The organism is Pseudomonas sp. TWR3-1-1 (assembly GCF_049896545.1).
In the GTDB taxonomy this organism is placed as follows: domain Bacteria; phylum Pseudomonadota; class Gammaproteobacteria; order Pseudomonadales; family Pseudomonadaceae; genus Aquipseudomonas; species Aquipseudomonas weihenstephanensis.
This window is the reverse complement of sequence record NZ_JAFCUO010000010.1, coordinates 15235-37780: the sequence shown is the minus strand read 5'-3', so window position 1 is coordinate 37780 and position 22546 is coordinate 15235. Positions and strand designations below refer to the sequence as shown.

At 59.8% G+C, this 22546-nt stretch carries 18 protein-coding genes; 5 read left to right on the top strand and 13 right to left on the bottom strand.

The annotated features are described in order from the left end of the window. The 5 genes from ACP7A4_RS19375 to ACP7A4_RS19355 are packed head-to-tail and all read right to left on the bottom strand — an operon-like array spanning nt 1 to nt 4549. Nucleotides 1-1179 carry a lipid-transfer protein gene (locus ACP7A4_RS19375; protein ID WP_059761592.1) on the bottom strand — a complete coding sequence of 393 codons (1179 nt, stop codon included), beginning with the start codon at nt 1177-1179 and terminating at the stop codon, nt 1-3. Nucleotides 1180-1197: 18 nt separating this feature from the next. Continuing rightward, a complete protein-coding gene (locus ACP7A4_RS19370; protein WP_059761593.1) occupies nt 1198-1617 on the bottom strand; it encodes a MaoC family dehydratase in 420 nt (139 codons plus the stop codon). Next, on the bottom strand, nt 1589-2722 hold the full coding sequence (locus ACP7A4_RS19365; protein WP_426247974.1) for an acyl-CoA dehydrogenase family protein: 1134 nt from the start codon (nt 2720-2722) through the stop codon (nt 1589-1591). The genes ACP7A4_RS19370 and ACP7A4_RS19365 overlap by 29 nt, the downstream gene beginning before the upstream one ends. Before the next feature lie 10 nt (nt 2723-2732). After that, a complete protein-coding gene (locus ACP7A4_RS19360; RefSeq protein WP_426247973.1) occupies nt 2733-3710 on the bottom strand; it encodes a bifunctional MaoC family dehydratase N-terminal/OB-fold nucleic acid binding domain-containing protein in 978 nt (325 codons plus the stop codon). Nucleotides 3711-3763: 53 nt separating this feature from the next. Next, nucleotides 3764-4549: an SDR family oxidoreductase gene (locus tag ACP7A4_RS19355; RefSeq protein WP_203303375.1), complete on the bottom strand. Its 786-nt coding sequence runs from the start codon at nt 4547-4549 to the stop codon at nt 3764-3766. A 132-nt stretch (nt 4550-4681) separates the two neighbouring features. On the opposite strand from ACP7A4_RS19355, the gene ACP7A4_RS19350 reads away from it, so the two are divergent. Together ACP7A4_RS19350 and ACP7A4_RS19345 are read left to right on the top strand one after the other, a co-directional pair. Then, entirely contained in the window at nt 4682-5467 is a 786-nt protein-coding gene (locus ACP7A4_RS19350) for an enoyl-CoA hydratase (protein ID WP_203303376.1), read from the top strand. A gap of 289 nt (nt 5468-5756) precedes the next feature. Next, nucleotides 5757-6128 (top strand): hypothetical protein, encoded by a 372-nt coding sequence (locus ACP7A4_RS19345; RefSeq protein WP_203303377.1) that lies wholly within the window; start codon nt 5757-5759, stop codon nt 6126-6128. Nucleotides 6129-6252: 124 nt separating this feature from the next. Here ACP7A4_RS19345 and ACP7A4_RS19340 read toward each other — a convergent pair whose 3' ends face one another. The 4 genes from ACP7A4_RS19340 to ACP7A4_RS19325 are packed head-to-tail and all read right to left on the bottom strand — an operon-like array spanning nt 6253 to nt 11924. After that, on the bottom strand, nt 6253-7860 hold the full coding sequence (locus ACP7A4_RS19340; RefSeq protein WP_426247972.1) for a FadD3 family acyl-CoA ligase: 1608 nt from the start codon (nt 7858-7860) through the stop codon (nt 6253-6255). Nucleotides 7861-7879: 19 nt separating this feature from the next. Beyond that, entirely contained in the window at nt 7880-8911 is a 1032-nt protein-coding gene (locus tag ACP7A4_RS19335) for a ferredoxin--NADP reductase (protein WP_203303379.1), read from the bottom strand. Between the two features lie 12 nt (nt 8912-8923). Further along, complete coding sequence (locus ACP7A4_RS19330) at nt 8924-10678, bottom strand: FAD-dependent oxidoreductase (RefSeq protein WP_203303380.1); 1755 nt, start codon at nt 10676-10678, stop codon at nt 8924-8926. A gap of 58 nt (nt 10679-10736) precedes the next feature. After that, nucleotides 10737-11924 (bottom strand): acyl-CoA dehydrogenase family protein, encoded by a 1188-nt coding sequence (locus ACP7A4_RS19325; protein ID WP_426247971.1) that lies wholly within the window; start codon nt 11922-11924, stop codon nt 10737-10739. A 162-nt stretch (nt 11925-12086) separates the two neighbouring features. On the opposite strand from ACP7A4_RS19325, the gene ACP7A4_RS19320 reads away from it, so the two are divergent. Continuing rightward, complete coding sequence (locus ACP7A4_RS19320) at nt 12087-13385, top strand: glycosyltransferase (RefSeq protein ID WP_426247970.1); 1299 nt, start codon at nt 12087-12089, stop codon at nt 13383-13385. Between the two features lie 6 nt (nt 13386-13391). Here the strand turns inward: ACP7A4_RS19320 and cobF are convergent, their stop codons facing one another. Both cobF and ACP7A4_RS19310 read right to left on the bottom strand, forming a co-directional pair. Next, nucleotides 13392-14141, bottom strand: coding sequence for a precorrin-6A synthase (deacetylating) (cobF, locus tag ACP7A4_RS19315; RefSeq protein WP_426247969.1), 750 nt, complete (start codon nt 14139-14141; stop codon nt 13392-13394). A gap of 104 nt (nt 14142-14245) precedes the next feature. Then, nucleotides 14246-15547: an OprD family porin gene (locus ACP7A4_RS19310; protein ID WP_203303383.1), complete on the bottom strand. Its 1302-nt coding sequence runs from the start codon at nt 15545-15547 to the stop codon at nt 14246-14248. A gap of 254 nt (nt 15548-15801) precedes the next feature. On the opposite strand from ACP7A4_RS19310, the gene ACP7A4_RS19305 reads away from it, so the two are divergent. Both ACP7A4_RS19305 and ACP7A4_RS19300 read left to right on the top strand, forming a co-directional pair. Beyond that, nucleotides 15802-17970, top strand: a complete 2169-nt coding sequence (locus ACP7A4_RS19305; protein WP_426247968.1) for an ATP-binding protein — start codon at nt 15802-15804, stop codon at nt 17968-17970. A 45-nt stretch (nt 17971-18015) separates the two neighbouring features. After that, entirely contained in the window at nt 18016-18291 is a 276-nt protein-coding gene (locus ACP7A4_RS19300) for a peptidylprolyl isomerase (protein ID WP_048364834.1), read from the top strand. A gap of 347 nt (nt 18292-18638) precedes the next feature. On the opposite strand, the gene ACP7A4_RS19295 is transcribed toward ACP7A4_RS19300, so the two are convergent. Together ACP7A4_RS19295 and ACP7A4_RS19290 are read right to left on the bottom strand one after the other, a co-directional pair. Next, complete coding sequence (locus tag ACP7A4_RS19295; RefSeq protein WP_426247967.1) at nt 18639-20891, bottom strand: ATP-dependent DNA helicase; 2253 nt, start codon at nt 20889-20891, stop codon at nt 18639-18641. Then, a complete protein-coding gene (locus ACP7A4_RS19290; protein WP_426247966.1) occupies nt 20888-22537 on the bottom strand; it encodes a VRR-NUC domain-containing protein in 1650 nt (549 codons plus the stop codon). The genes ACP7A4_RS19295 and ACP7A4_RS19290 overlap by 4 nt, the downstream gene beginning before the upstream one ends. Between the last annotated feature and the right edge of the window lie 9 nt (nt 22538-22546).

The following is a 22546-nucleotide window of genomic DNA, read 5'->3' as shown; positions in this document are numbered from 1 at the left end:
TTAAGCTGCGCCCAGAATCAAGCCGCTGGTGGGCACGCCTGTACCGGCGGTCACCAACACGTTTTCTACGTGATCCACCTGGTTCACCGCGCTGCCGCGCACTTGGCGCACGGCCTCGGCCACGCCGTTCATGCCGTGGATATAGGCTTCGCCCAGTTGCCCGCCGTGGGTATTGATCGGGAACTTGCCGCCGCGCGCATGGTGGCCTGCGCGAATGAACGCTTTGGCCTCGCCGCGTTCGCACAGGCCGAACTCTTCCAGTTGCGGCAATACAAACGGGGTGAAGTGGTCGTAGATGATTGCAGTTTGCAGTGCCTGCGGGCCCAGCCCTGACTGGCGGTACAGCTCTTTGGCGACCACGCCCATTTCAGGCAGCCCGGTGATGTCATCGCGGTAGAAGGAGGTCATGATTTGCTGGCCCGAGGTAATGCCCTGGGCGCCAGCCTTGATCATCACCGGCTTTTGGCGCAGGTCTTTGGCGTATTCGGCAGAGGTGATCACCATCGCCACCGCCCCATCAGATTCCTGGCAACAGTCGAGCAAGTGCAACGGTTCGCAGATCCAGCGCGAGGCTTGGTGCTCTTGCAGGGTGATCGGCTTGCCGTAAAAGAATGCGGCCGGGTTGGTGGCCGCAAAGTCGCGCACCGCCACTGCAACCCGGCCGAAATCTTCTGAGGTGGCGCCATAGGTGTGCATGTAACGCTGGGCAAACATGCCGACCCAGGAGGCGGGTGTGTGCAGGCCGTGAGGCATGTACCAACCGTAATTGACGTTTTCGAAAATCGGCGTCGAGGCAAAACCATAGCTGCCGCTGCCAAAGCGGTACCACGAACGTTCGTTCATGGCGCGGTACACCACCACCACTTTGGCCACCCCGGTGGCCACGGCCATGGCCGCGTGCATGATGGGCGCGCATGCCGCACCACCGCCGTGGGGCACCTGCGAGAAGAACTTGACGTCTTTGCAGCCCAGCAAACGGGCGATTTCGTATTCAGGAACCTTGTCCACCGAATAGGAACTGAACCCTTCCACGTCGGCCGGGTTGATGCCCGCATCCTTGAGCGCCGCCAAGGTGGCTTCAAGCGCCAGGCGCAGTTCGGTCCGCCCGGAGTTTTTCGAAAATTCGGTAGCGCCCAAACCGACAATGGCGGCGCGCCCGCTGAGTGACGATTGCGACATGTGTGCTGTCTCCCGCTGTCAGGGCAAAACCAGCGTGACCGTGCCGGTCACGTGGTTGCCCATGGAATTTTTGCCGCTGAGGGTGATTTCAACCGTGCGCGTGGCCGCGTCCTGGCCGCTCACCGCGCCGTTGAAGGTCATGCAGTCGCCGGGGTAGTTCGGCGCGCCCAGCTTGATTTTCAGCGAAGCAAAACGTGCCAGTGGCCCGGCCCATGCCTCGACATAACGCTGCACCAGGCCGTTGGTGGTGAGGATGTTCATGAAAATGTGCGGTGAGCCCAGTGCCTGCGCGGCATTCAAGTCGTGGTGGCCGGGGAAGTAATCGCGCGTGGCAATCGCCCCTGCGCTAATCAGGCCCACGGTGATGGGGATCGCCAGTTCCGGCAGGGTGTCGCCGGGGCGCACGTCGTCAAAGCGCTTGGTGTTCTGCAAGGTCATATTTCCATCCCAGCGTGTCGTGGTGGCTCAGCCAATCGCCGAGGCGTTCAAGGCTTGCTGCCGATCCGCCCAAAGCACAGCTCAAGGCGCGGCTCCAATAGAGAAAACGGTGCATCGGGTAGCTCAGGTCGACACCAATGCCGCCGTGCACGTGCTGGGCGTTGTGCCCGATCAAGTGCGCGGCTTCGCAGGCCTGCCAGGCGGTGGCCAGTGCTTCGCTCGGCGCAGGCAGGCCTGCATCGAGGCGGTAACACAATTGCCACAGGCAACTGCGCAGGGCTTCGAGGGCTATGTGGGCATTGGCCATACTCATTTGCACGGCCTGAAAACTGCCGATGCTGCGTTCGAACTGGCGCCGTTCAGTGACGTACGCCACGGTGCGACGAATCTGTTCGCCACTCACCCCCAGTTGCAGTGACGCCAAGGCAGCCGTTGTGCGTGGCTCAAGCCAACCCAGTGCGGCGACCGGTAGCAGGTGTTCAGCGCGCAGGTGCAAGTCGTCGATGAGCAGGTCCGCTATGGCCTCACCGTGGGTCATGCGCCCTGGCACATGCTTGATCGCGCTCGCGACCAGTTCGACCAGCGCCAGGCGTGGCTGCCCCTCAATGTTCACCAGCAGCAACGCGGCTTGTGCTTGCTCGGCCAGTGCCAGGGCGTTCACCCGCCCCGTCAGGCACCAACCCTGATCTGTGGGCTGCGCGTGCAGTTGCAGGCTATGGGCGCTGGCAAGACCGCTCAGATCCAGCGTCAGCAGTGCCCGACCGTTGGCCGCCTCCAGCGCCCATGCCTGCACATCGGGGTGGCCAAAATGGGCCAAGGTGGCCGCTGCCAGTTGATGGCGCCACAGCGGGACTTGCCCCAGCGCCTTGCCTTGCGCCTCTAACACCCACATCAGCTCAGTCATGCCCAACCCGCTGCCGCCTTGGGCGAGCGGGATGGCCAAAGCCTGTAGGCCGGTGTCTACGCACAACTGCCACAGCGGTGCCATAAACGCCTGGTCACTGTGATCGAACTGGCGCAAGCGGTCATCGGTGCAATAGTCGGCAAACACACTGCCCGCCATTTCAGCGATTGCGCTTTGTTCCTCGGTGATGTCGAAATTCATGCTGGCCTCCTCACTCGGCTGCGGGCCGGAACATCGGCAACGTCAGCTCGCCGTCGAAGGTTTGAAAGTGCAGTTGCAACGCTTGGCCGATGTGCAGTTCATCGCGCGTCACGCCCGTTAACCCGGCCACCAGACGTACACCCTCTGCCAGTTCGATCAGGCCAATCGGGTTGGGATGATCAAACGGCGCAACCTGGGGGTAATGCATGATGACGAATGAATACAGGCTGGCGCGCCCGCTGGCTCGCACGCTGTCCCAGTCGAAGGAATGGCATTCGATGCACACCGGCGCGGGCGGATGGCGCAAGGTGTGGCACTGCGTGCAGCGCTGGATGAGTAATTTGCCGGCATCGCAGCCTTCCCAGAAAAACCGCGTGTCGTCGCTCATGCCAGGCTTGGGCCGTGTAGCAACCGGTGTGGGCTGCTCGGTGAGCGTTGGCGCGGGTGCCGCGGGGGCAGTGGCCGGGCGGAATTTGAATACGCGAAACAGCAGTTGGCCGACCGCCTCGTCGCCGCTTTTGTGTTCCACGAAATAACGCATCACCAAGGTGACGAAAAAACCGGTGCCCAGGCCGGTGGTTTTCTCATCGCCCACCGATTCAAGGCGCGTGGTGTAGTAGAGCTTTTCACCCGGGCGCAGGTTGCGTTCAAAGCTCAGTTCGGAGTTCACCGCCACCACCGACGGGTAGCCGTAAGCCTCGATCACTTTGAGCACTTCATACGGGTTTTCGGTGGTCGAACCCGGTGCGTAGTTGTTCAGGTGAAAGCCTTCCATGCACCACACCTGCAACATGGCAGGCGGCGCCACCAGCCCATCTTGCGCACTGTTGGCGGCCACTGCCGCATCGGTATAGAGCGGGTTGTGCACGCCCATGATTTCGCACCATTGGCGAATCATCGGTGCATTGATCTCGTCCCAGGCATACACACGCCCATATTCACGCCCCACCAGGGCGCGCACCTCGGTCAGTAATTGAGCATCAGCCACGTTCGTCTCCTACCTGTTGAAAGCGGCAACCGCGGGTCGCCGTACACCCTCGATCAGTGCCCGGCGCTGTGCGCGGCACCCAGAAAAGCCGGCCGCTCGCCGCCGCCGTGCAGCAGCAGATTGCAACCGCTGGCATACCCCGCCATCGGCGATGCGATAAACAGGCACGCATTGCCAATGTCCTCAGGCAGCGCCATGCGCCCGGCCGGTATCCCGGCGCTGACTGCCGCCACGCCCTGTTCGTCGCCGTAGTGCAGGTGCGATTGTTCGGTGCGCACCAGGCCCGGACTGACCGCCACCACCCGCACTTTGGGCGCCCATTCCACGGCCAGTGACTGCACCAGCGCCAACACCCCCGCCTTGGCAGCGCCGTAGGCGGCTGTGCCGGGGGATGCACGCAAGGCGCTGATGCTGCCGATAAAAACGATGCAGCCGCCCTCGTCTTGCTGTTGCATCAGGGCATTGGCCTGCTGCGCAACATTCAAAGGCGCGATGAGATTGAGCCGGATGATGCTCTCGTGAAAACGCGGCGAAGCGCTGGCAGCTTCGGTGGCGGGGCTGCCACCGGCGTTGTTGATCAGCACATCGAGTCGGCCGAAGTCAGCGCGAATGCGCTCAAATAATGCCTTCACAGATTCCAGGTCACGCACGTCGCTGGCGATGAACACTGCCTGTGCCGATCCGGCTTGCGGCAGTTCGTCGGGCGCCGCCCTGGCACACACAATCACCTGCGCCCCGGCGTGCAAAAAACTGCGGGCAATGCCTGCGCCGATGCCTTTCGTGCCGCCCGTGATCAGTACGACTTTGGCGTTGTAATCAAGCCCTGAACGAGGGTCCATGAGGCGCTCCTTTGCTTTTGTAGGAGCCACTCTAGGGGCAATGCCGCCCCCCCCTCGTCGTCTGAACGGACGATGAAGCTCAACCCGGTGAACGCAACACTGCACCGACAGTATTGGATAGCGAGGCACACCATGTCCGGCCCCTCTAACGCACCGGTTTTGCTTGAATTCCCCTGCGCGGGCGTCGCCTTGTTGCGGCTCAATCGCCCGCAGGCGACCAATGCGCTGAGCCTTGAGTTACAGGCGCTGTTATCGCGTTACTTCGTTGAGCTGACCGATAACCCTCAGGTGCGGTGCATTCTGCTGACGGGCGGCGAGCGGGTGTTTGCCGCCGGGGGCGACATCAACAGCATGGCCGGGGTCGGGCCGATTGATATCTACCAGCGCCATACCGAACGACTGTGGGCACCGATTCAACACTGCCCCAAACCTGTGATTGCAGCCGTGTGTGGCTACGCCTATGGCGGTGGCTGTGAACTGGCGATGCTGGCCGACATCATTGTCGCGGGGCGCGGGGCGCGCTTTAGCCAACCGGAAATACGCATCGGCATCATGCCCGGTATCGGCGGCACCCAGCGGTTGGTGCGGGCCGTGGGCAAGGTTAAAGCGATGCGCATGGCACTCACCGGTCAAGCCATTACGGCACAGGAGGCCTGGACCGCAGGCTTGATCAGTGACCTGGTGGACGACGATCAGGTGCAGGCTCACGCGCTTGAACTCGCCAGCGTGATTGCCGCGATGCCGCCGTTGGCTGCCGAGCAAATAAAAGAAGTGATGTTGGCTGGCATGGATGCACCGCTGGAGACTGGATTGGCGTTAGAGCGCAAGGCCAACGCCCTGCTATTTGCTTCGCAGGATCAGAAGGAAGGCATGCAGGCGTTTATTGAAAAACGGATGGCGCGGTTTGAGGGGCGGTAGCTCAGTTCGTTGTGTTTCCCGTGCTCAGGGACGTTGACTCACCGCGCGTGAGTGAAAACAGACGCTGAATATAAAAGCAGACTCTAACTGTTGGATGTGGATGGCTCCATGGGAGCCGATAATAAAAAATCGCCGCGTCCACCTGTGTCAACTGTCAACTTTTACAGTATACGGCGTGGCTTAACTTGCCTAGCCTGCACTGGCACCAGACAAGCAGCGTTGTCTGCTATTGACGGCATGCTTAAACATCAATGGGTGCATGTGTTAACTCAATAACGAGGGTTTCACCATGTCCAATGCCACTTTAATTCGTAAAAGACCGCGCCCGGATACCCAGTCCACTGAAGCACTGATAGCACCGACTATTGTCCCTTCTGAGGGGAATGTTATTAAACGCAGCGATGCCAGCACTAATAAATGCGAGTTTGTGCTCCCGATTTACCCCGGCATTGCAAAAGATCAAAAAGTAGAAGCCTGGGTGGCCACGTCTGTTGGTTTCTTAATTAAGGATATAGTAATTACTTCGGAGACTGTGCCGGCGCGAGTAAAAGTGGATAGTGTTGCTTTCGAAGGTGTAGATACCGTTGAAGCTTATTACTATGTGCTTTTTTCGAGCGGTGAGGAAAAATCCCTTTCCACGACCTACAAGATTGTGGATTAATCCAACAGGCGTTCTATATGCCTTCGGGTGACAATATATCGAAGTGAAATTTAACGTCCAGCCCTGACATCAGGCCGCGTCCGGCGGCCTGATGTTATTTGTATCGGCCGCCGAGTGAATGGGTTCAAGCACGGCACCTTGTCCTTAATTCATTCTTCGCCACTTTATTTGACGCATTCATCGGCAATGCCTCAAAAAACGTCACGCGCCTGGGTACTTTGTAGTTGGCCATGTGCGCCCTCGCCCATTCAATCAACTGCGACTCATCCAACGGGTGGCCCAGGCGCAGCACCACGCATGCACACCCCACCTCCCCCATGCGCTCATCCGGTATGCCAATGACCGCCACGTGTGCAATGGCTGGGTGTTCCAACAGCCCGGCTTCAATTTCTGCCGGGTAGCAGTTAAACCCGCCGACGATAAACATGTCTTTCAGGCGGTCAGTGATGCGCAGATTTCCCGCCGCATCCAGCACCCCAATGTCGCCGGTGTGCAGCCAGCCGTCGGGGTCGATGGTCTGCGCGGTGGCGTCGGGGTCTTCGAAGTACCCTTGCATGACATGGAACCCGCGCAGGCAGATTTCGCCGGTGCTACCGGCTGCCAAGGCAATGTTTTGCGGATCGCGAATGCTCACTTCGGTGCCGGGTATTGCCCTGCCACTGGTGGCGGCGATGGTGTGGGCCGGGGCTGCCGGATCGCAAAGGGTGGCCAACCCGCCGCATTCGGTCAGGCCGTACGCCGTGGTCACCACCTTAAAACCCAGTTCGTGGCGCATGCGTTCAATCAGCACCGGCGGGATGGTTGCCGCGCCCGTCACCGCAATGCGCAGGCTCGACAGGTCTGTGGTAGCCAGTTTGGGATGCGCCAGCATCGTCAGGTACAAGGTGGGCGGCCCCGGGAGCACGGTGATGCGTTCGGCCGCGATGCGCTCAAACACGGCGTGAGCATCGAACACCGCATGCGGCAGGATGGTCGCGCCCGCCAGCAGGCATGTCAGCCAGCCGGCTTTGTAGCCAAATGCATGAAAAAACGGGTTGATTACCAGGTAGCGGTCTCCCGCTCGCAGGCCAATAACGTTCACGTATTCGCTGAAGGCACGCAGGGTTTGCCCGTGGGCGCTCATGACCCCTTTAGGCTTGCCGGTAGTCCCGGAGGTGAACAGCAAGTCGCTCAGGTCCGTGCTTTTAACGCTGACGGCACGCGCCTGGGCGCTCGATTCGCTGACGATGGCACCTGCCAGCAAAAACTCATCCCAACCCATGTCGCGGGGGCTGGCAAGCTGCGGCTCGCCCAGCAGCACCATGCGTTCAAGGCTGGCCGGACGATACGGCGCCAGTAATGACACATAGTCCGTACCCAGGAAGCTGGGTTGTACAAACAGTACGCGGCTGCCACTGCGTTGCAGAATGTCGGCCGCTTCATTGCCTTTCATGCGGGTGTTGATTGGCACCAGCACTGCCCCCGCGCAATGGATGCCTAGCGCGGCGATGATCCAGTCGCGGCTGTTGGGTGCCCAGATGGCAACCCGATCGCCGCTGTCAATACCTTGCGCCATCAGGCTGCGGGTGACGGCCAGCGCCAAGCGTGGCAAGTCGCGGTAATCGGTCTGTTGCCCGTGCTCTTCAATGGCTGTGCGCCCGGTATGTAAACGGGCGGCGCTGAACAGCAATTCAGGGATGGAATGCGCCAGGTTCACGCTGGCAGACGGCACGACTGGGAGGTTGGAATTCATCGGTCACTCGGCTGGCGAATTATTCGGGAAAACACACGCGTAACTGCTCACTGCGCGGGATTGACTGGCAGGCCAGTACCCAACCGTCATTGAGTTCCTGTTGATCGAGGGCATCGTTGCGCAGCATCTCGACGCTGCCGCGTTCCATGGTGCACATGCAGGTGGCGCAAGCCCCCACCAGGCAAGAACTCGGCGGGTTTAAGCCGGCACGTTGCAGGGCGTTAAGCAGGGTTTCGCCTTTGGCACACGGCACCTCGAACTCTTGACCGTCGAGGCGCACTGACACTTGGCAGGCGCTGAGGTCGGTGTTGACCGGGGTCGGGGTGCTCACGCTGCCCTCTTCGGGCAACGAAACGAACCGTTCGACGTGTACCCGTGAGTGCGCCATGCCGATGCCGTGCAAGGCACTGACCGCTGCGTCCATGAACGGGCCGGGGCCGCAGATAAAGGCTTGGGCATGGGCAAAAGGCCGGACCATTTCGGCCAGCTGCGCGACGGCGGGAATGCCCTGCACCGAATCCAGCCAGTGAATCACCTGCAAACGCTGCGGGTGGGCACTGGCCAGGGCTTTGAGTTCAGCGGCGAAGATCACCGAGGCTTCATCGCGGTTGGCGTAGATCAATAAGATTCGCCCGCTGCCGGCTATCAGCGCCGAGCGCAGGATCGACAGCAGCGGGGTCACGCCACTGCCGCCGCCCACCAACACAAAGTCATCGTCAAAGTGGCGCGGCACAAATACCCCGGCCGGTGCCAGCACGTCCAGGCAATCGCCTTCGCGCAATTGCTGGCACAGCCAGTTGGAGGCTCGCCCCTCATGCACTTGCTTGATGGTCACGCGCAGCGGTTCGTCGCACAGCGGTGAGCTGGACAACGAATAGCAGCGTGGCAACCAGCCGCCTTCGTACGGCACACGCAAGGTCAGGAACTGCCCGGATTTGTAAACAAACTGCGCACGCAGTGCTGCCGGCACGTCGAAGACCAGTGAGCACGAATCCGCTGTTTGGGTGACGATCTGCGCGATGCGCAGCGTGTGGTAAGCCGGTGTCTTCATCTTAAATACTCGTCACAGACTGGCCGCTGTTACCGGCGCGAACGTGCGGCCTGAGGGCGCTGCGCTGGCCGCCAGATGGAGTGCGGCGATGTAGCCGAAGGTCATGGCCGGACCGAGCGTGCCGCCTGCGCCGGGGTAGCTGGTGCCCATGACCGAGGCCGAACAGTTACCAATGGCGTACAAACCGGGAATCGGCTGGCCGTCTTCGCGCACCACTTGTGCATGTTGATTGGTCAACAGGCCGCCTTTGGTGCCGATATCGCCTGCATCCAGGCGCATGGCGTAGTACGGGCCTTTGCGCAGGGGGGCAAGGCACGGGTTAGGTTTGATATTGCTGTCGCCGTAATAGCGGTCAAACACATTGCCACCGCGCGCGAAGTCCAGGTCGACACCGGTGTGCGCGTATTGGTTGACCTTGTGCACGGTGCTTTCAAGCCCGGCTGCGTCCACGTCAATCTGCGCGGCCAGTGCTTGCAGGCTGTCGGCCTTCCAGTACACGGTGTTGAGCCATTCCTTGCGCAAGCGAGTGTCGGGCACCACTTGTGCAGGCATCAACGGCCCCATCGCGTAGTGGAAGCGAAAATGCCCGTCGAAAATCACCCATGCAGGCACCGAACGACCTGCGGATTTGCGGTTGTCCTGGTACATGGCGTCGACAAATTCCAGATACGGCGCCGCTTCATTGACGAAGCGCTGCCCCAGGCTGTTGACCACGATGGCGCCGGGAAACGCGCGCTCGGCAAACACCCCGCGCGGTTTTTCTTCGCCGGGCACGGCAATGGTCGGGGCCCACCAGGCCCAGTTCATCAAGGCGGTTGCCGCGCCGAGGTTAAGCCCGGCTTCGAGCGCCGCGCCGGTGTTGTTGCCGGGCGGCGTGGCACTCCATCGGGTGTGGGTGGGTTGCGGCAAAAATTTTTCACGCAAGGTCTGGTTCTGCTCAAAACCTCCTGAGCCAAAAATCACCCCGCGCCGCGCCGTGAGTTCGAGGACTTTACCGCCAGTAAGTACCTTGATCCCGCTGACGCGCCCCTGCTCAACCAGTACGTCCTGAAAGTCGCTGTTGAGCCACAGCGGCACGTTGCGGTCCATCAGCGAGCGGCGCAACGAGGCCACCAGCGAACTGCCGAGCGCCGCGCGGCGGTCGTACTTGCTTTTGCGCCGCCATTTGAAATCCAGCTTGTAGCGCGCCATCAATTTGAAGATCAGCCATTGCCAACCAAAACTGCGCGCCATAGCGGTGTGCGCATCGCGTGCGGTCCAGGCAATACGGCCCATGAGCAACGTTGACGGTGAGGGTTTACGCAGGTTGGGCAACTCTTCAGCCAGCAGGCTGGTGTCGAACAGTTCCGGGTCCAGCGTACGCCCACCGGGCAAGGCGCCGGGCAGGTGCGGGTAGTAATCGGGGTACTTGTCGGCCACCGCATACCGCACATGGCTGTTTTGGGTCAGGGTTTTGATCATCTGCGGCGCATGCTCCACATACGCCCGCAGTCGCCCTTCATCTGCGTGCTCACCGGTCGCCGCCTTGAGGTATTGCATCGACAGTTCAGGGCTGTCATTGCCGCCCAGGGCTTTGAAGTAATGGTTGTTAGGGATCCAGATACCGCCACCGGAGATGGCGGAGGTGCCGCCGTAACGGTCACTTTTTTCGACGATCAGGACCGAAAGCCCCTGGTCGGCGGCGAACAGCGCTGAGGTCATGGCGCCTGCGCCGGAGCCGACCACGATCACGTCATAGCTGGACTGGGTGTGAGCTTGTGCCGTCATTAGGAGTTGCCCTGCGCTGAGGTCTGAAAGAGAGGCTGACGAACGCACCGTCGGCTGTTCACACAAACGGGTCGGCGTTCGGCAGGCCCAGTTGCACCACGCCGTAGCTGCGCCGGTAGGCCGCCTCGTTATTGGCGATGTGCCCACGGGCCTGATGCAGATCGCGGAAATATCGCGCCACCGGGTTGGCGTTATACAAACCGGAGGCCGCCATGCAGCGCAGCAGGTCGCTGACCCGGTCGGCACATACGTTAGTCACGTGGGACGACTGATACCGATACAGCAAGCGCGTTTCGACATCCGGGTACTCACCCGCCTGCGCCAGTGCCATCAAGTGGGCGTAATTGCGCAGCAGTACCAGTTTCAGAGCGTCGACCGTGATGGTGGCTTCGGCCACGGCCGCCTGCGCCGCCGGGTCTTCGGCGGTTTTTGCGCCATGCTTGCCAATGTGTTTGGCCGCGTTGTCGCGAAAGGCGTCGATGGCGCCTTGCAGCGCGCCAATGGCTGAGGTCGACACGGCGCGTGCAAACACTTGGGCGAAGGGAATCGCGTACAGGGGGTTGGTGTTGAGCAGCCGCCCAGGCGTGGCTTCGAGGCTGAAATTGTTGGTGCGTTGCACGCGATGCGCGGGCACAAAAGCGTCTTCGATCACAATGTCGTGGCTGCCGCTACCGCGCAGGCCCAATACATCCCAATTTTCTTCGATGCGGTAGTCACTGGCCGGGATCAGGAACGTCCCGTGTTCGGTGGGGCCGGTTTCGTCTTGCGGCACAATGCCGCCCAGAAAGCACCATTGCGCATGTTGACTGCCGCTGGAAAACCCCCAGCGCCCGCTGATCTGGTATCCACCCTTGACCGGTGTGACCTTGGCCACCGGCATGTAGGTGGATGCCACCAGCGCAGCGCTGTCCTGGCCCCACACATCCTGCTGCGCCTGCAGCGGGTAACGTGCCAACTGCCACGGGTGCACGCCCATTACGCCGAACACCCAGGCGGTGGACATACAGCCTTGAGCCAGCGTCATCTGGATTTCAAAAAAAGTGCGCAGATCGACCTCGTGGCCGCCCCAGCGCTTGGGTTGCAAGGCGCGCAGCAAGCCCGCGGCTTGTAAGTCGCGAACCGTGGCGTCTGGCAGTTTGCAGTCCTTGTCGGCCTGGGCACTGCGGCTTTTAAGGGCCGGGATCAGGTCGCGCGCGCGTTGCAGCAGCTCAAGCTCTATCGGACTTTTTTCTCGATTCGGGTCCATCTGTCGTGCTCCGTCAGTCTCTCGCAGCGCGAATGCGCGGGCGGTCTGTGACGAATAATCCGATCTGTATCGACTGCGATCATCGTCAAAGCGGACTAGCTCCAACCCTGTTGTGTTCTAATTGCCGCCTTTTTCAGCCTCAGCGTTTCAAGGACCTGCCCCATGCCGTCGACTGCCCCCACCCGCGTTCTGATCATCGGTTACGTATGGCCAGAACCGCGCTCATCCGCGGCGGGCGGGCACATGATGCAAATCATCGAGAGTTTTTTGCAGCAAGGCTGGCATATCACCTTCAGCAGCCCGGCCGGCATTGGCGAACACAAGGCAGACCTCGCTGCATTGGGCATTGATGAGGTCAGCATTGAACTGAACAACAGCAGCTTTGATGCCTTTATCAGTCAGCTGGCGCCGCACATCGTGTTATTTGACCGTTTCATGATGCAAGAGCAGTTCGGCTGGCGGGTCGAACTGCATTGCCCTGACGCCCTTCGCGTGCTGGAAACCTCAGACTTGCAGAGCTTGCGTGACGCACGTCAGCAGCAGCTCAAGGCGCGCCTCAAACACAACCCCGATTTGGATGACTTCAGCGACCTGTTTGCCCCGGCGCCGCGCGAGACATTCGAGCAGATGGCCGCGACCGATCTGGCCCAGCGTGAAATCGCCGCGATTTACCGCAGCGACCTGAGCCTGATGATTTCCGAGTACGAGATCGACCTGCTGGTTGAGCAGTTCCACGTTCCCGCAAACGTGCTGCATGCGTGCCCGCTGATGGTGGACGCCGTGCCCGCGACGTATGTGCCGTATGAGCAGCGCCAGCACTTTTTGAGCATTGGCAACTTTCGCCATGCGCCGAACTGGGACGCGGTGTTATGGATGAAAACCAGCATCTGGCCGCTGATTCGCCAGCAGCTACCGATGGCACAACTGCACATCTACGGTGCTTATACCCCGCCCAAAGCCACCGCCCTGCACAACCCGGCACAGGGTTTTCACGTGCTCAATTGGGCAGAGGATGCGTTGGCGGTGATGAGCAACGCACGGGTATGCCTGGCCCCACTGCGGTTTGGTGCGGGTATCAAAGGCAAAATTGCCGATGCCATGCTGTGTGGCACACCCAACGTCACCACGCCGGTGGGCGCCGAGGGTATGCACGGTGAGATGCCCTGGGCCGGAGCCATTGCGCAAAGCGCCAGCGCCATTGCGGCCGCCGCCGTTGAGCTGTATCGCAACCCGTCGGCCTGGCATCAGGCCCAGTTGAACGGACGGGCGTTGTTGGCTCAGCGCTACCTGCACAGCGTCCATGGCCCGGCCTTGGTTCAGCGTATCGAAGCCTGCCTGGCGCAACTTGAGGCGCATCGGCGCAACAACTTTACCGGCGCCATGCTGCGTCATCATCAGCACAAAAGTACGCAGTACATGTCGCAATGGATCGAGGCCAAAAATCGCCTTGTTCCCGCTTGAGCGTGCTCAGGTGCGGCGGCGCAACAAATAGGTGTCCATCACCCAGCCCTTGCGCTGACGGGCTTGCGCCCTCGCCTGTTTGATTTGCTCACACACCTGGGACAACTTTCCGGCGATCAGAATTTCATCCTGCGTGCCGATGTAAGCCCCCCAGTAGATGTCCACGTCGTGCTCAATAAACGCGTCGAATGAACAGTGGGCGTCGAGCATGACCACCACGTTGTCCAGATCGTTGGCGCTGAGCTGACGCCCGGTGGTGATGCGGATCGGTTGGCCGATGTCATTCAGGGGGATGCGATGGCGCGCGGCCAGTGCCTGAACGCTGCTGATACCGGGGATCACTTCATAGTCAAAACCGTTACAGCCGTGTGCGCGGACCCGATCGAGTATGCGCAAGGTGCTGTCATACAGCCCCGGCTCGCCCCATAACAGAAAAGCCCCGCACTCGCCTTCTGCCAGTTGGTCTTCGATCAGGCGGGTGAAGACCTCGGCCCGTTGCGCGTGCCAATGCTCAACGCCAGCGGTGTAGGACGGCGTTGAACTGTCGCGTTTCGGATCGCTGACCTGCACCACGCGGTACGACGGCTCACGGATGTAACGCTGGCAAATCTCAAGCCGCAAGCGCACCAGGTCGTGAGTTGTCTGACCTTTGTCCAGAACAAAGAAGACGTCGGCACGGTTCAGCGCGTTAATCGCTTGCACAGTGATGTGCTCGGGGTCACCCGCGCCCATGCCAATCAGCAAGAGGGTTTTCATGCACACAAGGCTCCACAATAGTCGTGCCGCTGACTATAGAGCGCTGCGCAGGTGAAAGCACCGCGAATCAGACCTGGCTCAGGTCTGATTCGCGCACGCCAGGCTTACCAGATGTTGAGGTTGTAGCTGACGATCAGGCGGGTTTCGTCCACGTCGCGGGCGAATTTTGAGTAGTTGGTGCGGTAGGTGGCGTTACGAAAGCGCAGGCTCAAGTCTTTGAACGTGCCGCTTTGCACGATGTACTTGACCTCGGTGTCGCGCTCCCACTCTTTGCCTTCTTGCGCACGGCCTTGCACTTTGATGTTGTCGCCATTCACGTAGCGGGTCATGAATGACCAGCCATTGAGGCCCATGGCCTTGAAGTCATAGTCGTAGCGCAGTTGCCAGGAGCGTTCCTGGGCGTTGGCAAAATCGTTGACTTGCAGGTAGTTGACCAGGTACGGGTTGCTGCCATCCAGGTACGGCATCGAGGTGTCGCCGGTCATGCGCTGCCACCCGGCGCTGACTTTATGCCCGCTCAGGGCGTAACCGAGCATGGCGCCCATCGCCCGGTTGTCGATGTTCGAGGCTTTGGCCGAACCGGCATCGTCACTTTTGAGCAACCGCACATCGGCCGACAGCACACCCTGCCCCACGGGCTGATTGGCCAATAAACCGACGAATTGCTGGCGATAGATGTCTTCGAGTTCGGCGTAGTGATACTGCGCGGTGAGGCGCTCGTTCACCTTGTAATCCAGGCCGTACATGTTGAAGTGATCGGCGGTGATGTTGCAGCCGTATCGCTTGTTCTTGCAGTTCAGGCGCAGGTCCTGGGCGTCAGTGGAGTCACGGGCGGTGTAACGGTTAAGGCGCGAAGCCATGATCGTCAGGTCTTTCACGTCCTTGGACACCAGCATCGCGCCATTGAACATGTTGGGCAGCAAGCGGCCATCGTTGTACTTGAGCAATGGCAGGTCGGGCAGTAAGGCGCCGTATTTGAGCACGGTGTCAGCCACGCGCATTTTTGCGGTCACACCGATTTTTGCGTACTGATCCTTGGAACGACGCGGGTCACTGCCGGTCGAAGGCAACAAGCCGCTGTTGCTGTCCGCCGGGCTGGAATCGAGCTTCAAACCCAGCATGCCTAGCGCGTCCAGACCAAAACCAACTGTGCCTTCGGTGTAGCCCGATTGCACATTCAGGATAAAACCTTGCGCTGTTTCGTCACGCTTGGAAGCCCCTTGGGGGTTTGAGGCACTGCCATCTCGAAAGTCGCGGTTGAAGTACACCGTTCGCGCTTCCAGCTTGGCGCTGCTGTCTTCAATAAAACCGCCAGCCTGCGCCTGTGCGGCAACACCTGCACACACTGCCAGAGCGCTCAGGCGTGCAACCCGGCACTGCGCCAACAACGAAAAAGGGACAACCATGTACAAGCTCCAGCAGCGAATCATTCGCAAAACGAAAACAATTGAACCCGCGCCTGCGGTCATAAACCGGGGCGAAGCCGTTCAATACAAAGGGGAGCGCAATTATACGAAAGGCTAAGCCTGAGCCTCATTGGACCTTAGTCGCACGTAGTGGCACTTTGCCAAGATTTAAGCGGCCGGTATTTAGTTAATAGCGTTTCCCCCGCATCCGGCCTTAAATAGATACATCGACGATTGACCCCTCAGGATTTTTCATGAGTGCCGTATTTTCCCTCAGTCAGCTAGCCCCTTTGTCCCAGCGTGTGAACTGGACACTGACCCCTCTGGGAGAGGTGGCTGACTGGCCGCAAAGCCTGCGTACCTGCGTACAACTGGCGATGAATTCACCCATGCCCATGCTGCTGTTGTGGGGCAAGCAGCTCACGCAGGTCTACAACGACAGTTTTGCGGTGTTGGCCGGTGACAAACACCCCTCCTCGTTCGGTCAGTCGGTTCATCAAAGCTGGCCTGAATACCGCGACTTTACCCAGCCCATCATCCAGGCCGTGATGGCCGGTGAGAGCCGTACCTACATCGACCAGTACTTTCTGATTCCGGATCGCCAGCACACCAGCGAGATGTGGCTGGACCTGACGTTCAGCCCAGTGTGCGATGAGTCAGGCGAGGTGGCCGGTATTTTGATGATGGCCGTCAAGACATCCCGCCGCCGGCGCACAGCCATCAAGCTGCGCCAGCGTTCGCAAGCCAGCCGCAAAGCGCAGCATGACACCGAGGAACGCTTGCGACTGGCCCTGACCGCCACCAATGGTGTGGGCACCTGGGACTGGAACATCGACGAAGACCTGTTCGTCACCGACAGTCGGTTTGCACAGATGCATGGCATTGAGCCGCAACTGTCCGGGCAGTTGCCGATTACCGCGTATTTACAAGGCGTGCACCCTGAAGACCGGGGGCTGCTGACGCGTTCGATCAAAACCTGCATCACTAACAACAGCGAATACGCCGAGGAGTACCGCCTGCTGGGTATTGACGGCCACGTGCGCTGGATTTTTGCCCGCGGCCGTTGTTTCAGTGCTGAACCTCACCGCACGCGCCGGTTCATGGGGGCTGCGCTGGATATCACCGAGCGCAAAAAAACCGAGCAGGCCCTGCTTAACCTCAATGAAACCCTGGAGGAGCGCGTGGCCGAGCGCACCCAGGCGCTGGCCGAAGCCAACCTGCAATTGCAACAGGAAATGGTTGAGCGCGAGCGGGCCGAAGACGCGTTACGGCATGCGCAAAAGATGGAGGCCGTGGGCCAGTTGACCGGCGGTATTGCCCATGACTTCAACAACATGCTGACCGGCATTATTGGCAGCCTGGACTTGATGAAGCGCTACATCGCCGCAGGCCGTAGCGCTGAAGTCGGGCGGTTTACCGACGCGGCAGTGTCTTCTGCGCAGCGTGCGGCCGCGTTGACTCATCGCTTGCTGGCGTTTTCCAGGCGTCAGTCACTGGACCGTCAACCCTTGGACCCTAATCACTTGGTGAGTTCGCTGGAGGAGCTGTTCAGGCGTACCAAAGGGGCGCATATCGACCTGAACGTGGTGCTGGGCGCTAATATCTGGGCCGTCAACACGGATGCCAGCCAGCTCGAAAGTGCCCTGCTCAACTTGATCATCAATGCCCGGGATGCAATGCCCCAAGGCGGGCAATTGACGGTCAGAACCCTCAACAGCTATTTGGATGGCAGCGATATCAGCACGCTCGAACCGGTTAAAGCCGGTGATTACGTGATGTTTGAGGTCAGTGACAACGGCGCGGGCATGACGCCGCAGGTACTGGCTAAAGCCTTTGATCCCTTCTTTACTACCAAGCCCATCGGGCAAGGCACGGGGCTTGGGTTGTCGATGATCTACGGCTTTGCCCAGCAGTCCGGCGGGCATGTCACCCTGGACAGCGAAAGTGGCAATGGCACCTGTGTCCGCCTGTTTTTACCCCGCCATCACAGCCCGCAGATCCACCCCCGGCCTGCGTCCAGCAGCGTCGATGCGCCGTGCGCCATCGAAGGTGAATGCGTGCTCTTGGTGGAGGATGACCCGGCCGTGCGCATGCTGGTCCTCAATGTGCTGGATGAGCTGGGATACACCGCGCATCAAGCCCCCGATGCGAAAACCGCGTTGGCGCTGCTGGAGTCATCGCTGCGCATTGACTTGTTGGTGACGGATGTCGGGCTGCCGGGGATGAATGGTCGGCAATTGGCCGAAATTGCCCGCCAACACCGACCGGGGCTCAACGTGCTGTTTATGACGGGCTATGCCGAAACGGCGGCTGAGCGTCAGGGGTTTCTTGAACAGGGTATGGACATGATTGGCAAACCTTTCTCGGTCGAACAACTGGCGACCATGATTCGAGGAATGATCCCGACGAAAAATCAGGCATAATCCGCGCCCTCGAAATACGCCCTACAGATGCAAGGTAACCGCCCCATGAAAGCTCAAGCCCGCCACATACTGGTGAAAACGGCTGAAGAAGCCGAGTCCCTCAAGCAACGCATTGCCAAGGGCGAAGCCTTCGATGTACTGGCCAAAAAGTTCTCCACCTGCCCTTCGGGCAAGCGCGGGGGCGATTTGGGGGAAGTAAGGCCGGGGCAAATGGTGGGGATTATCGACCAGATCATTTTCAAGAAGCCGCTGCGGGTGATCCACGGCCCCGTGAAAAGCAAGTTCGGTTACCACTTGGTGCAAGTTTTCTTCCGCGATTGACCGCGTATTTGCGCCGCTGCTATCGCCTGGCAGCGCCCGCAGGCTGCGTAGCCGTCATAAAACCATTCAAGCTCAATACGTCAGACACACCACCGTGAGCAGGTTTTCGTGGCGAGTGCTGCGCACTACGAATAAAGGGTAAAGAAAATCCAGGAAAAACCGGCCATGGCAATCGCCATGCAGGCTATATAAAGCAAAAACGCACGCTTCAAACGAGGTACTCAACTACGAGTGGGCCAACCTGCGGTACGCGGCAGGTTTTCAGCGGCGCGCAGTTTATCAGTCGGTGATATTACGATGACATTGCCCTTGAGACGGTTTTCGGGGGTTTCCGATCAGTGGACGGTTCATTGCACATGCCACCACTTGGGCAGTAGCTGCTGCACCTTTGGCTCGGCAAAGCGATCATCAATCAGGAACAATGAGCCCTGGTCACTTTGGGTGCGGATCACTCGCCCGGCGGCTTGTACGACCTTTTGCAGCCCAGGGTACAAGTAGGTGTAGTCATAACCTGCGCCAAACAGCCCGGCCATGCGCTGCTTGATCTGCTCATTGACCGGGTTAAATTGCGCCAACCCCAAGGTGGCGACAAAAGCGCCAATCAGCCGCGCACCGGGCAAGTCAATGCCTTCGCCGAATGCTCCGCCCAATACGGCAAAGCCGATGCCTCGACTCGTGTCAGTGAACTGATCGAGAAACCCTTGGCGCGCCGCCTCATCCATGCGCCTTGACTGCTGCCATTGCGGGATCTGCGGATGGCTGGCGGCCAGTTGCCCGGCCACGCGTTGCAGGTAATCAAAGCTGCTGAAAAACGCCAGGTAATTGCCGTGTTGCTGTTGGAACTGGGTTGCGAACAGCTCAACAATCGGCGCAACGGAGGCTTGGCGATGCGCAAAACGCGTAGAGATCTGGCTGATGACCTTAACGGACAGTTGTCGGGCCGCAAAGGGCGATTCAACGTCGATCCACACCGTGTCACCAGCCAGACCCAGCAGTTGGGCGTAGTACTGGCGCGGGCTGAGGGTGGCAGAAAACAGTACGTTGCTGTGTGCACTGGCCAGACGCGGGCCAATAAAGGCAGCGGGCACGACATTGCGCAGGTTGAGTTGTGAGGTGCGCCGCTTGCCGACCTCGCGCAGGCTGAGGTCGTAAATGAAGTGCGGATCAAACAGCTCTGCCACTCGATTGAACTGCAAGGCCTCAAAGTAGAACGCTTGCAACTCGCCCGTCATGCCTTGTGGGTGATCATTGAGGTAATCACCGATAGCACTGATACAGGCCGACAACGCGTTCAACCATTTGGCAGGCAGTTGTGAATGCGCCTGATAAGGCGCCACTTGCTCTTTGTGCAGTGCATTCCATTCGCGGTTCAGGCGTTTGAACGATTTATCGAGTGCTGCGGGGGCATTGTGCCGGACAGCGTTGAGGCGCTGTTGGTCCAGATGGGCGCTGTACATCTGCCGGGCACGGTCGACCAGGTTGTGGGCTTCATCGATCAGGGTTGCAACGCGCCATTGGTTGGCTTGCGCCAGACCGTACAACAGCGCGCTGAAGTCGAAGTAATAGTTGTAGTCGGCAATGACAACATCTGCCCAGCGGGCCATTTCCTGGCTCAGGTAATACGGACACACCTGATGGGCCAACGCCACATCCCGCAGGGTGGCCTGATCCAGACATCCCTGCTGGACCGCGGCCTGTCGTGCAGCAGGCAACCGATCATAAAACCCCTTGGCCAAAGGGCAGGCATCGCCATTGCAGGCGTTTTGCGGGTACTCGCACGCCTTGTCCCGCGCCACCAGCTCCAGTACCCGCAATGTTTGGGCCGAACCTGTTGGATACAGTACCCGCGCAGCATCGAGTGCCAACTGGCGCCCCGGGGTCTTGGCCGTCAGAAACAGCAGTTTGTCCAGTGCCTGGGCGGGCATGGCTTTGAGCAACGGGAACAGCGTGCCCAGGGTTTTACCGATGCCGGTGGGGGCCTGCGCCATCAGGCAGCGGCCCGTACGGGCGCTTTTATAGACGGCTTCGGCCAACGCTCGCTGCCCGGTACGAAACTGCGCATGGGGAAACTTCAGCGCGCGCGCGGCGTCGTCACGGGCGGCTCGGTGGGCGACTTCCTGCTCGGCCCAGGCGAGGAATAACTGGCATTGCTGGTTAAAGAGCTGTTGCAGTCGCGCAGCGCTCCAGGTTTCTTGAAGGCGGGTTTCCTGCTCGCTGATGATGTCGAAATACACCAGCGCCAGGTTGACCTCGGGCAGTTTCAGGTGTTGGCACACAAGCCAGCCATAAACCCGTGCTTGTGCCCAGTGCAGGTGTCGATGGTTGGCAGGGATGGCGTTGAAGTCACCGCGATAGGTCTTGACCTCTTCCAGGACATTGCCAGCGGGGTCATAACCGTCTGCCCTGCCCCGTACGTTCAAGTTGTCGTACTGACCTTCGAGGCTGAGTTCGGCTTGATAATCTGCGCTGCGTCGCGCAGCCACGGTGCGATGCCCTGCAATGCCTTGTTGTGCGCTGGGCGAAGGAGTAAAGCGTAAATCCAGATCCCCACACTTGGCAGTGAACTCACACAAGGCCCGCACGGCGATGCGGTAAGTCACGCATCACCTTCTTGCCATTGCACGTAGCACACCGTCACCGGCATTTGATGCTGCTCGCAAAAGGCCAGCCAACGCAGTTGGTTGTCTTGCAGGCGATCGCCCGGCCCTTTGACCTCAATCATGCGGTAGGTCTGTTGTGTGGGCCAAAACTGAATCAGGTCAGGCATGCCCGCCCGATTGGCCTTTATATCCAGCAGTAAACGGCGAAACCACAGTTGCAAATGCTCAGGTGGCAAGCAGCTCAGGGCCTCTTCAAGCAAGGCCTCGCTGAGGCTGCCCCAGGCCACGAACGGCGATTGCACGCCAAATTTGCGCGCGTAGGTGTCACGAATGGTGTGTAGATAGCGCCCGTCTTGCAGTTGGTCGAACGCCGCTTCAAATAAAGTTGAACGCCGCTCGTGGAAATCTTCTTCGAGCAAATCGGCGGGACCACTTTGGTACGGGTGAAAAAACGCACCGGGCAACGGCGCAAAAATAGCGGGCCAGCACAGCAAACCGAACAGGCTGTTGATTAATGTGTTCTCCACGTAATGCACCGGCGCATCGAGGGTGTGCAAGTGCGCAGCCACTTTGGACTCAACAGAACCTGGATCATCGCGCCCCAAACGCAGGTCAAGGCGCTCTGGAGCAGCAGGCTTGGCGCGTACCCCTGCGCTCATGCCCAGCTTGCGTCGCAGGCGTGGAATCATGCGCTGCAACTGCTGAAGCTCGGCATCGGAGCAAGGTGCTTGTTCGCCGGTCTGTGCCAGGGCCAGGGCTTGTTGATGTTCACCCAGTTGCTCGAGTACACGCACCGTACGGCCCCGGGCTTGTGGGTGTTGGCTGTGAGGATAAATCTGCAATGCGCGTGCGTAATCGCAAGCCCGTTCATGGTGTTGACCCAGTTGGAACAGCAGACGTGAACGGCGACGTTGCAACCAGCGGCTTTGGGCCTGGTATTCCAGCAACTGGGCTAATACCTGTTCCAAGTCACCGGGGGCTTCGAGCTGCTCGCGACACGCATGCAGGTGCAAATACCCTTCAATGTCCGCCCTGCAACGCAATGCCCGCGAGTCGGGGCTGAACGCAACCGTTTCGTAGGTGAACAGCCCCAGATCAGCCAGCACCAAATCAGACCAGTCCTGGCTCAGATTGCCGAAGAACATCAAGCGCAGGCGATCGCTCAACGGACGGTTAGTCAACGTGTACAGGGTGTCCTGGAGAGATGGGCACCACATCGACAGGCTTTGAATGTGGGTCAATGCCTGACTCAATGCGGCCAGCAAATCGGCTTTTTTAGCGTTGGGGTGCGTGATATGAGCGCTGAAAGCGTGCTGTATTTCAGCTTTTTGCAGTACATCGAACACCTCTGCGATGCTCAGTGCCGCGTGCTCGTCTATCCAGCCCAGTTCGAGCAAGGGTGCAGCGGCCCGTGCGATGTCACCGATTTCCGGATAACAGAGTTTGCTCGCCCGAAAATGCTGGCCTTTACGCATCACCAGTCGGACCCACAAAGCCTGTGAGCCGCTGGGCAGCAGGAGGAAATGCTCGATGAAAACCCGCTCATCAAGGCTCAGTACATCGTCATACCGCGATTTGATCCAGGCGAGTACATGCTGGAAATTCTTCAGGTAGTAAAACGTATCTTCTATGGGATTGGAGATCACAGGCAGAGC